The organism is Thermus brevis, assembly GCF_026427635.1.
Classification (GTDB): Bacteria; Deinococcota; Deinococci; order Deinococcales; family Thermaceae; genus Thermus; species Thermus antranikianii.
In genome coordinates this window covers 1,721,005-1,731,163 of the sequence record NZ_CP102606.1, presented here as the reverse complement: position 1 = coordinate 1,731,163, position 10,159 = coordinate 1,721,005, and the positions used below count along the sequence as shown (strand labels likewise).

9 protein-coding genes are annotated in these 10,159 nt (G+C 63.7%); all 9 read left to right on the top strand.

Annotated elements, in window-relative coordinates; translation table 11 throughout:
* The first annotated feature begins 95 nt into the window (after positions 1-95).
* The 9 genes from KQ693_RS09415 to nadB all read left to right on the top strand — a co-directional run bounded on the left by KQ693_RS09415 (position 96) and on the right by nadB (position 10,124).
* Complete coding sequence (locus tag KQ693_RS09415) at positions 96-1,865, top strand: tetratricopeptide repeat protein (protein WP_267261062.1); 1,770 nt, start codon at positions 96-98, stop codon at positions 1,863-1,865.
* A gap of 88 nt (positions 1,866-1,953) precedes the next feature.
* Positions 1,954-2,175 (top strand): hypothetical protein, encoded by a 222-nt coding sequence (locus KQ693_RS09410; protein WP_267261061.1) that lies wholly within the window; start codon positions 1,954-1,956, stop codon positions 2,173-2,175.
* A 242-nt stretch (positions 2,176-2,417) separates the two neighbouring features.
* Positions 2,418-3,737 carry a S8 family peptidase gene (locus tag KQ693_RS09405; RefSeq protein WP_267261060.1) on the top strand — a complete coding sequence of 440 codons (1,320 nt, stop codon included), beginning with the start codon at positions 2,418-2,420 and terminating at the stop codon, positions 3,735-3,737.
* A gap of 133 nt (positions 3,738-3,870) precedes the next feature.
* Positions 3,871-4,641: a LamG-like jellyroll fold domain-containing protein gene (locus tag KQ693_RS09400; RefSeq protein ID WP_267261059.1), complete on the top strand. Its 771-nt coding sequence runs from the start codon at positions 3,871-3,873 to the stop codon at positions 4,639-4,641.
* A gap of 1,483 nt (positions 4,642-6,124) precedes the next feature.
* Positions 6,125-6,946 (top strand): carboxylating nicotinate-nucleotide diphosphorylase, encoded by an 822-nt coding sequence (nadC, locus tag KQ693_RS09395; RefSeq protein ID WP_267261058.1) that lies wholly within the window; start codon positions 6,125-6,127, stop codon positions 6,944-6,946.
* A gap of 31 nt (positions 6,947-6,977) precedes the next feature.
* A complete protein-coding gene (locus tag KQ693_RS09390) occupies positions 6,978-7,241 on the top strand; it encodes a ribbon-helix-helix domain-containing protein (RefSeq protein WP_126164848.1) in 264 nt (87 codons plus the stop codon).
* Positions 7,225-7,626, top strand: coding sequence for a type II toxin-antitoxin system VapC family toxin (locus KQ693_RS09385; RefSeq protein WP_244922447.1), 402 nt, complete (start codon positions 7,225-7,227; stop codon positions 7,624-7,626). Before KQ693_RS09390 ends, KQ693_RS09385 begins: the two co-directional genes overlap by 17 nt.
* 3 nt (positions 7,627-7,629) lie before the next feature.
* Positions 7,630-8,553: a quinolinate synthase NadA gene (gene nadA, locus KQ693_RS09380; RefSeq protein WP_267261057.1), complete on the top strand. Its 924-nt coding sequence runs from the start codon at positions 7,630-7,632 to the stop codon at positions 8,551-8,553.
* 20 nt (positions 8,554-8,573) lie between these two features.
* Positions 8,574-10,124: an L-aspartate oxidase gene (gene nadB, locus KQ693_RS09375; RefSeq protein ID WP_267261056.1), complete on the top strand. Its 1,551-nt coding sequence runs from the start codon at positions 8,574-8,576 to the stop codon at positions 10,122-10,124.
* Positions 10,125-10,159 lie beyond the last annotated feature (35 nt).

Here is a 10,159-nt window from a genome sequence, read left to right as displayed (position 1 = left end):
CGCTCAGGGAAGGATACAAAGGTAGCCACCTCACACGGCGCACCAGGCCCGTGGACTACCTTGGTGAAAGGGCAAAGGCCTCTTAAGATGGAGGCATGCTCCGGGTGCTGGGGGGGCTGGAGTTGGAGGGGCATACCTTCCACCGCTTAAAACCCCTTCTGCTTCTCGCCTATTTAGCCTTGGAGGGGCCCAAGGCCCGCCGGCACCTGGCCCAGCTCTTCTGGCCCCGGGCCCAGGACCCGTTAAACAGTCTCTCCGTGGCCTTGAACCAGCTGAAGCCCACGGGGGCTATAGAGGGGAATGAGATCCTCCGGGCCCGGGTTTCCACGGACCTCGAGGCCCTCCGCCAAGCTCTTAGGGAAGGTCAGTTGGAGGAAGCCCGCCGGCTTTACCGGGGAACCTTCCTGGAGGGGGTGGAGCTTCCCTTGGGAGAGGAACTGGAGGAGTGGGTGTGGAGCACCCGGGAGCGGGTCGCCCTGGAGGTCCACAGGGCCTTTGCCGCCCAGGCCCGGGCTTTTTACCTCCTGGGTCTCCCGGAAAGGGGGAAGGTCCTCCTGGAGGAGGCCCAGGCTCTACCGGGAGTGGCCTTTGCCCTCGAGGGAGCCGAGGAGGAGTTCCATCCGCCATCCCCCTTGCCCAAGGAGGCCCGCAAGGTCTTCTGGGGGCTTTTTTTCCGACCCCGGGAAGCGGTGGAGGCCCTGGGGGTATCCGTGAGTACCCTGGAAAGGATTCAGGAGGCTGGGCTTATCCGAGAGGGAGGGAGGGCCATGCGGCTCGTGGGGTTCCCCCAGGCCTCAAGACCCCTGGATCCCCAGCTTCATCAAAGCTTTCCCCTGGAAGCCCAGGAAGCTGCCCTGGCCCTGGCCCGCCACCTGCCACTTCAGGAAGCCCTTCCCCTTTACCTGGTGTCCCGGCCCCTCTGGGAGGAGGAGGACCGCAAGCGGGCGGGGGTTGCTATCCTGCAGGAAGCCCGCGCCCTCCTTTCGGAAAACCCCGGCTTGGCTTTGGATTTGCTCCACGTGTTACCGGGTGAGCCTGAGGCCCTCCTTCTGAAGGCCAGGGCCCTGGAAAGGCTAGGCCGGTACCGGGAGGCCCTCGAGGCCCTGGAAGCCCTGGAGACCCAGGGTTCTGGATCCACCCACCCCCGCTCCGAAACCGCCGCGGTGCGGGGAGGGATCCTCTTCCGCCTGGGGCAGGTGGAGGAAGCCCTTAAGGAAGCAGCCCTTGCCAGGGAGGGAAGCCCCTGGGCGCAAGGGGAGGCCCTGAACCTCGAGGGCCTCGCCGCCATCAGCCGGGGGGAGTTCGCCAGGGCCGCCGATCTCTTTGCCCGGGCGGCGGTGCGCTTCCTGGCGGCAGGGGAAGTGGCCCGCCAGGTGGACGCCTTGAACAACCGGGCAGTGGCCCTTTTTGAAATGGGAAGCCCTCAGGCGGAGGAAGTCCTCATGGAGGCCCTGGAGGCAGCTGGGGATACCCCCCTCCTCCGGGCCCGGGTGCTCCTCAACCTGGGGGTGGTGCGGGAGCGGCAGGGCCGCCCCGAGGAGGCAGAGGTCCTTTACCAGCAGGCCCTGGGCCTGGCGGAGGAGGCAGGGGTCCTGGAGGCCATGGGCCGGGCCTGGAACAACCTGGGAGCCCTTTACCACCGCCAGGGAAGAAGGGAGGAGGCGGAGGCCGCCTACCAAAAAGCCCTTCGCCTGGCCAAGGAGGGTCGGGACTGGGTGCTCACCGCTGCCGTCTTGGCTAACCTGGCCGAGCTGAGGCAGGATCCCGCCACCCTGGAGGAAGCCATCGCCCTTTTGGAGGAAGCCCAGTACACCGTGCTGGCGGAGCGCTACCGGAAGCACCTCGGGGCGTTCACCCAACGTTAAGGCCCCGTTCAGCCCCCTTGGCCTAAAAGAAAGCTGGCGGCGAAAAAAGGAAGCCGCCAAGGAGGTGAAGGCGATGTTGAGGAAGGCGATGCTGGTTCTCGTTCTTGCCCTGGGCTTCCTGGCACCGGCCCTGGCCTCGGGGGAGAAGGAGGCCTCCCTGGATCGCTACACGGGAGGCTTCTTCCTTTACGGGGTGGAAGGGCCTGAGGAAGCGGCGACGACCTCGTACTACGCGGGAGGTTTCTACGTCTACAGGTACGCGGGAGGTTTCTACCTCTACAGGTACGCGGGAGGCTTCTTCCTGTACTGAACCGTAGCCCTGGTCCCCCTGGGGGCGGGGCCGCCCCCAGGGGGTTCGTTCAGGGTTCGTTAAGCCCCCCTTGGCTACCCTTGCCACAGGAGGTGGGCCAGGTGGCAGGAACCCCCGTTCGGTGGGAACCAGGCATAAACAGGCCGGACACGTCCTGGCAAAAGCCAGGTTGGGCCCTTGGGGTATGCCGCTGAGCCTCCTGGACCTCGAGGGGTTTAACCTCTTCTTAAGCGAGGTGGAGGATGCGCAAAGTGTGGTTGTTGTTGCCCTTGCTCTTGCTGGCCTGTACGCCGCCAGAGCCAAGCCTTTCCCTTTCCCCCAGCCGGGCCCTGGTAGGGGAGGAGGTGGAGGCCAGGCTGAGGGGGATGATGGGCCTCGAGGCCCGGGTGTTCGTGGGCGGGGTGGAGGCTGAGGTCACCCTGCGGGTGGAGGAGCGGGTCCGGTTCCGGGTGCCCGCGGTCCCCGGAGGGCCCAAGCCCGTGCGGGTGGTGGCGGGAAACCGGGAGGCCCGGGGAGAACTTGGAGTCCTGGGCACGGTGGACCGAAACCGCATTCTTCTTAGGCTCCCCATGGGCCGGGATCCCAAGCTGCCCCCGGGGTTCACCCTCATCCGGAAGGATGACCTTTCGGGTTGCGGCTTTGCCCTGGCGGAGTTGGGATATAGCGGGGAGGCTTTGGGGAAAGCCCTCGAGGAACTGGAGGCTTTGGATCCCAGCTACAAGGCCGACCCGGAAAGCCTTTGGAGCCTCGGAGGGATTTCCGGTGGGGAAGCCGTGGGGGCTCCTCTGGCCCACCAGCGAGGACGTACGGGCCAGGGGGTGAAGGTGGCAGTCCTGGACACGGGCGTGGACGCCACCATCCCCCAGCTTCCCGGATATGACTTCGTGGAGGAGGACACCACTCCCCAGGATGCCTTTCCCGGAGGACACGGCACCGGGGTGGCGGGGCTGGTTAAGGAGGTGGCCCCCGATGCCGGGATTATCCCGGTGCGAGTTTGCGACGAAAACGGGGTCTGCCGGGCAAGTCGGGTGGTGCGGGGGGTGTGCTGGGTGGTGCAAAACCGCCACGGTTCCACGGTACTTAACCTGAGCTTGGGCGGGGACACCCCGGTGGAAGCGTTAAACCTGGCCTTGCAGGCAGCCTTGAGCCAGGGTATTCCCGTGGCCGTGGCCGCCGGAAATCAGGGGAACCAGGGAAGTCCGGCCCACTACCCCGCGGCCTTTGACCTGCCGGGGCTGGTGGCAGTAGGGGCCCTGGAGGCCGCGCCGGGAACTCTACCAGGCTGGCAGCCTGCTCCCTACAGCACCCAAGGAACCTACGTGGATATCTCGGCCCCAGGCACGAACTTGAGCTGCCCTCTGCCTGGGGGCGGCACGGGAAACTGCACGGGCACCTCGTTTGCCACACCCCTGGTGGTCGGGGCCATGGCCCTTTGGCTACAGGCGGACCCGAGCCTCACTCCGGCTCAGGTGCAGCAGAAGCTTACCCAGCACGCTAAGCCCCTGCCCTACCCACCCCAGGCCGTGGGAGCGGGGATGTTGGACCTGAGTCAGGCGCCTTAGGGAGCATAGCGACACGCCTGCGGGCAATGGGCCCCGGAGTGTATGTTGTGTTCGCGTTCAGGGTGCGTTAAGATTCCTTGAACTATCCTACTGGCGGAGTCCCCAAGAAAGGAGATTCCAGAGAGGAGTAACCGTGAGGAAGCCAAGCTTTGTGGTTTTTTACATGGCGGCCTTTTTGGTGCTGGCCCCGGCGTTGGTGGCGTGTACCGGTCCTCAGATGGCCTGCAACACTCCTGTATGCCTCGTTGCCCACTGGCCCATGAACGAAACCTCCGGCACCAGCGTGGCGGACGTGGTGGCGAACCCCATCTTTAATGTTGGTACAGCGATACCTGGGCCCATAGCAAGTTTTCCTGGGACAGGAGGGCCGTGGACAGTTACAGGGCATAGCAACGGTGCTCTCTACTTTCCAGGAAATGGAAACGGCTACGTAAAAGTAGCCAGTACTCCCGATCTCAATACGGTCAGCCACTTTGAAGCCTGGGTTGCCCCAGTGCAGTGCGGAGCAGGAGCATATTATCCCATCCTGGACAAGTGGGATGCTGCCACGCAAAACGGCTACACCCTATACCTGGAGGGAGTCGGTCCTGGTCAGGTGCGGGCTGTTCTGAGGATCGGTGCAAACACTTTTATTTCTAACACGCCGTTCCCCGCCAACTTTAACCCCTCCACAAGCACGGGTACTTGGACTCACGTGGCGGTGACCCTGGACGGCCCTTACAGCAACTTTAAGGTTAACGGGAGTCCAGCCGGTACCTTCACAGCGCCTTCCGGAACCATCAATAACAGTGTGGAGCTTTGGATTGGAGCGTTACAGACTGCGCCAACAGGGCTTTATCACTGCGAGATTGCAGTTGATGAAGTAAAAATCGGGAAGCTTAATTCCACGTCCAGTCAGCAGTAGGGGGATGGCATGAGGGTTTTGAAGCACTTGGGTACAGGATTAACGGGAACGGTTCTACTTGTTCTTACGGGGTGCGGCGGCAATCCTTTGGTTCCCCTGACTGTCGATCTTATAGACGGGGTGGGCCAACCCTTGCAGCCCATTGCTGCCGCCTGGCGGCCTGGTCCGCCCCCCTCCACCAGCAACGCACCTTGGATTGCCCTGCCTGTCAACCAGGCTAGCTGGAACCTGCCCCTGCTCAACAGCACGCGCTTCCAGGTTGCCTTCCTTTGCCCCGGGACAGGTGGTAGCCAGTTTTACGTGAGCCTTGACCTGGTCCGCAACGAGCTAGGGTCGCATCTTAGGGTGCGCTGCCCTAGGGTTTACGCCAGTCCGTTTGCGCCTGTGAACGGGAGTATAACGGGAGCCTCCCTTACCGCTGGTTGGGTGGCGGCTGAAGGGACTAGCCAGCCCCTTACCGGCACGAGTTATGGTCCCCTAAACGTGCCCCAAGGAGTTAGGGAGATCGGAGTCTACGGCACCGACACCAGTGGGGTTTCCTACTTCGGCCGGTCTGGCCCTGTTAGCATCACTTCTGGTGGGAACGCAGTGAACGTATCTGTCAGCCCAGTTGCCAGTTCCCTTACCGTTACCGCAACCTTGGGATTCAACTCTGATGCCAGCTTGATCCTAAATAGCTTTGTGCAGCTCCCGATAGTTTCGTGGTTTGCTGGTAACCCGGGGTCCTCTGTCCAAAGCGTCCCGCGTCCTGTCCTTTCTGGTGGGGACTACCTCCAGTTTTGGACGGAACACGTCAGCAGCTGGGCCATATGGCGCTATGACCCAAGCGATCCCGCCGTAGCTCCAGGAGCTTCCCTGAACCTAAGCGTACCAGCCCTTAGCCTGTCTGGGAATCAGAGTCACAGCCCTAACTCCTTACCCACCTTCAGCAACATCGCTTTCTCTGGCTTTTCTCCGGGGCTAAGCTTCCTGGGCTATGCTATCCTTTTAGCAGAACCTGGGGTGCGGTACTGGCGACACTTCGTAAGCCCAGGAGCCCTTGGTACTGCCGCTACCTATTACATAGACGTAGAAAATGCGCCGGGATGTGCAGGGGTCGTGCCTACGCCAGGAAGCACGGTGCAATTGCGAGTAACTGCCTTTGCCGGTAGCCAACCTCCGGCAGCTGGAACCCCAAGCGCGCTCTTAGGCAACCTACTTAGTGCCAAACCTTTACCGAACGAGACCGTCATGGGTCATACTCTCTTCTTGGACAGGGCTTGGCCCGTGCACCTCGAGGTTGCTCCCTGGGCAACCACTTTTACGTGGTAGTCCCTTTCCTTCTTTTTGCCCCCACGGATCAACGGGCCGTGGGGGCTTTGCCAAGTCGTTGGGAGAGCTTGGCGGAACACTCCAAAAAGGGGCTCAGAAAGGAGGAGCCCGCAACCTTAAGGTTGCCAGCAAGGTGCCCTATGGGTACCTTCCTTTGCCTACAATAGGGGCCATGGTGCCTTCGGAAACCCTAAAGGCCTGGCTCCTCGAGGACCTCGGCCATGGGGACCTCACCACCCTCCTCACGGTGCCCGAGGATCTTTGGGGCCGCGCCGTCATCCTGGCCAAGGAGGAAGGGGTCATCGCTGGGCTTCCGGTTGCCAAGGAGGTCTTTTTCCTGGCGGATGCCCGCATTGCCTTCATTGCTTTGGTGGGAGAAGGAGAAAAGGTGGGCCCCGGCCAGGAGGTAGCCCGCCTCGAGGGGCCCTTAAGGGGCATCCTGGCTGGGGAGAGGCTCGCCTTAAACCTCCTACAGCGCCTATCCGGCATCGCCACCTTAACCCGGGCTTACGTGGAGGCCTTGAGGGGCACCAAGGCACAGGTCCTGGATACCCGCAAGACCACTCCGGGCCTCAGGGCCCTGGAGAAGTATGCGGTGCGGGTGGGCGGGGGGAGGAACCACCGTTATGGCCTTTTTGACGGTATTCTCATCAAGGAGAACCACATTCGGGCGGCGGGGGGTGTGGCCGAGGCGGTGAAAAGGGCCAAGGCCGGGGCTCCCCACTACCTCAAGGTGGAGGTGGAGGTGGGAAACCTGGCCGAGCTGGAGGAGGCTTTGGAGGCAGGGGCGGATCTGATTCTTTTGGATAACTTTCCCCTCGAGGAGCTCCGCGAAGCCGTGCGCCGGGTGGGAGGTCGGGTGCCCCTCGAGGCCAGCGGCAACATGACCCTGGAAAGAGCCCGGGCTGCCGCCGAGGCCGGGGTGGACTTTGTGAGCGTGGGGGCCCTGACCCATTCCGCCAAGGCCCTGGACCTTTCCCTCCAGGTGGTGTAGTCATGATGGTATGGTGTGCTAGCATAGGGGTATGGTGCGCACCCAGGTACAGCTCACCGAGGAGCAGGCCCAGCGCCTAAAGGCCCTGGCCCAGGAGGAAGGGGTATCCCTGGCGGAGCTGGTGCGCCGGGCGGTGGAGGGATATCTCCAGGAGAAGGGGAACGGGAGTTTTCCCGAGCGGGCTGAGCGAGCCTTGGCCGTGGTGGGCCGCTTTGCCTCGGGCCTTACGGATGTGAGCCAGGAGCACGACCGCTACCTGGCGATGGATGAGGACCGCCTTGGCCACCTTCGTTGACACCTCGGCCCTTTACGCCCTCCTGGACCGGGACGACGCCCGGCACCCGCAGGCGGCGGAAGGGTTTCGCCGCCTCCTGGCGGCTCGAGAGCGCCTGGTAACCCACAGCTATGTGGTGGTGGAAAGCGTGGCCCTGGTCCAGCGAAGATTGGGCCTCGAGGCGGTGCGGGCCCTTTGCCACGGCCTTTTAGAGGTTATCCATACGGTTCCCGTGGACGAGGACCTGCACCAGGTGGCCCTGACCGCCCTCCTGGCCTCCGGGAGGAGGGACATCAGTCTGGTGGACTGGACCAGCTTTTTCTTCATGCAACGAAGGGGTTTAAGGAAGGCCTTGGCTTTTGACGAACACTTTTGGGAACAGGGCTTCAGCCCAGCGGAAGCGTAAAGCATGGAAAGGGATATTCTCATCCAAGAGGTGCTCCGCCTGAAGGCGGAGCGGCAGGCGGTCATCCTGGCCCACTCTTACCAGCTTCCTGAGGTGCAGGAGGTGGCGGACTTCGTGGGGGACTCCCTGGGCCTAGCCCGGGAGGCCCAAAGAACCAAGGCGAAGGTGATCGTCTTCGCCGGGGTGCACTTTATGGCGGAAACCGCCGCCATCCTGAACCCGGAGAAAACCGTCCTCCTCCCCGACCTGGAAGCGGGCTGCTCCCTGGCGGACAGCATCCGGCCCGAGGACATCCTGGCCTGGAAGCAGGACCATCCCGAGGGGATCGTGGTGGCCTACGTGAACACCAAAGCCGAGGTGAAGGCTCTGGCGGATGTATGCGTCACCAGCGCCAATGCGGTGGAGGTGGTGGCCCGCCTGCCCAAGGACCGGCCCATCTTCTTCGTGCCCGACATGTTCCTGGGTGCCCATGTGGCCAGGGTGACGGGGAGGAAACTGGACCTTTTCCCAGGGGAGTGCCATGTGCATGCGGGAATCCGCGAGGAACACCTGAAGGCCCTTTTGGAGAGGCACCCCGGGGCTGAGTTCATGATCCATCCCGAGTGCGGGTGCGGCAGTAGCTGTCTGTTCCTCAAACCGGACGCCAAGATGCTCTCCACCGAAGGGATGGTGCGTTACGCCAAGAAGGCGGAGGCCAAGGAGTTTGTGGTGGCCACGGAGGTGGGGATCCTCCACCGCCTCTCCAAGGAGGCTCCGGAAAAGACCTTCATCCCGGTGAAGCCGGATGCCATCTGCGAGTACATGAAGCGGATCACCCTGGAGAAGGTTTACCTGTCCCTTAAGGAGATGCGCCACGTGATCCGGGTACCCGAGGAGGTGGCCCAGAAGGCCCGGCGGGCCCTCGAGGCCATGGTGGCCGTGGGCTAAACCCAGGGGCAGAGGGACCCATGGTCACCTTAACCACCGACCTCCTCATCCTGGGTGCGGGCATCGCGGGAGTCTACGCTGCCTTGGCGGCGGAGGAAAAAGGGGCTAAGGTCCTCCTCCTCAGCAAGGATCCCCTTCCCTCGGGTTCCACCCCCTGGGCCCAGGGAGGGGTGGCCTTCCCCTTGGATGAAGGCGACCTGGAAGTCCACCTCCGGGACACCCTTAGGGCCGGTCGGGGTTTGGTGGAGGAGGGTGTGGCCCGCTCCATCCTGGAGGAAGCTCCCCGGCACCTGGAAAGGCTTCTTGCCCTGGGGCTTCCCTTCCACCCCGAGCCCACCCGGGAGGGGGGGCACTCCCGGGCGCGGGTACGGCACCTGGGGGGGGATAGGAGCGGCCTTTTCCTGCTCAAGGGACTTCTCAAGCGGCTTAGGAGCCCGGTCCAGGAGGGTTACATGGCGGTGGCCCTGCTCCTCGGGGAAGGGCGGGTGGCAGGAGCCTTGGTCCTGGGGCCCGAGGGCTTGCAGGTGGTGCGGGCTGGAGCGGTCCTGCTGGCCACGGGGGGTTTGGGGAGGCTTTTCCCCGTGACCACCAACCCTAAAGGGGCCACGGGGGACGGCATGGCCCTGGCCTACCTGGCGGGAGCCACCCTGAGGGATCTGGAATTCATCCAGTTCCATCCCACTGCCCTTCCCGATGGCAGCCTGGTGAGCGAAGCCTGCCGGGGGGAAGGAGCCATCCTGCTCAACGCCCAGGGAGAGCGCTTCATGCCCCGCTACGATCCTTTGGGGGAGCTTGCCCCCCGGGACGTGGTGGCCCGGGCGGTCCACCGGGAGAGGGAAAGGACCGGGGGAGTGTACCTGGACCTGAGGCCCATTCCCCATCTGGAATCCCGTTTTCCCACGGTGGTGGCCGCGGCACGGGCCCTGGGCTTCGACCCGGTCGGTGAGCCTATTCCCGTGGCTCCTGCGGCCCACTACGCCATGGGCGGGGTCAGGACGGATCTTTCGGGCTACACGGGCCTCCCTGGCCTCTACGCCGCCGGGGAGGTGGCCTCCACGGGCTTCCACGGGGCAAACCGCCTGGCTTCCAACAGCCTCCTGGAGGGCCTGGTGATGGGGGAGCGGGCCGCCAAGGCAGCCCTTCAGGACCTAGTCCATCCGAAGAGGGTAGAGCCCTTACCCGTCCTGCTTCTGGATCCGGAACACCTAAAACCCCTACAGGAAAGAATGGGCCAGGCAGCTGGGGTGGTACGTCGGGGACAGGATCTCGCCCAAGCTTTGGCCTGGTTGGAAGGTCTTCCCTTGAAGGAAGCTCTTCCTGAGGACCTCTTTGCTTTCGGGAATCCCCGTGCCTTGCGTGCCTTCGTGGAAGCGGGCCACCTGGCTCTTTTGGCCCAGCTCCTCTTGCGCATGGCCCTTCTGCGGGAGGAAAGCCGGGGGGCCCACTTCCGGGAGGACTTCCCCGAGGAGGCCAAGGAACCCTACCACCTCGAGGTGCGGGGGACACCTGGAGCCGGGAGGGAACGGCCAAGCCTGGCGAGGGTACCGCTGGGCACTTCTCCCGCGCGGTAGCTTTTCCAGGCTGGATGGAGCCAGCCGGAGTATAA

What these genes read in the sequence shown, in the direction of transcription:
- KQ693_RS09410 (WP_267261061.1), top strand. Translation starts at nt 1,954, where the DNA reads ATGCTGGTTCTCGTTCTTGCCCTGGGCTTCCTGGCACCGGCCCTGGCC.
- KQ693_RS09415 (WP_267261062.1), top strand. Translation starts at nt 96, where the DNA reads ATGCTCCGGGTGCTGGGGGGGCTGGAGTTGGAGGGGCATACCTTCCAC.
- nadC (WP_267261058.1), top strand. Translation starts at nt 6,125, where the DNA reads ATGGTGCCTTCGGAAACCCTAAAGGCCTGGCTCCTCGAGGACCTCGGC.
- nadB (WP_267261056.1), top strand. Translation starts at nt 8,574, where the DNA reads ATGGTCACCTTAACCACCGACCTCCTCATCCTGGGTGCGGGCATCGCG.
- nadA (WP_267261057.1), top strand. Translation starts at nt 7,630, where the DNA reads ATGGAAAGGGATATTCTCATCCAAGAGGTGCTCCGCCTGAAGGCGGAG.
- KQ693_RS09405 (WP_267261060.1), top strand. Translation starts at nt 2,418, where the DNA reads ATGCGCAAAGTGTGGTTGTTGTTGCCCTTGCTCTTGCTGGCCTGTACG.
- KQ693_RS09390 (WP_126164848.1), top strand. Translation starts at nt 6,978, where the DNA reads ATGGTGCGCACCCAGGTACAGCTCACCGAGGAGCAGGCCCAGCGCCTA.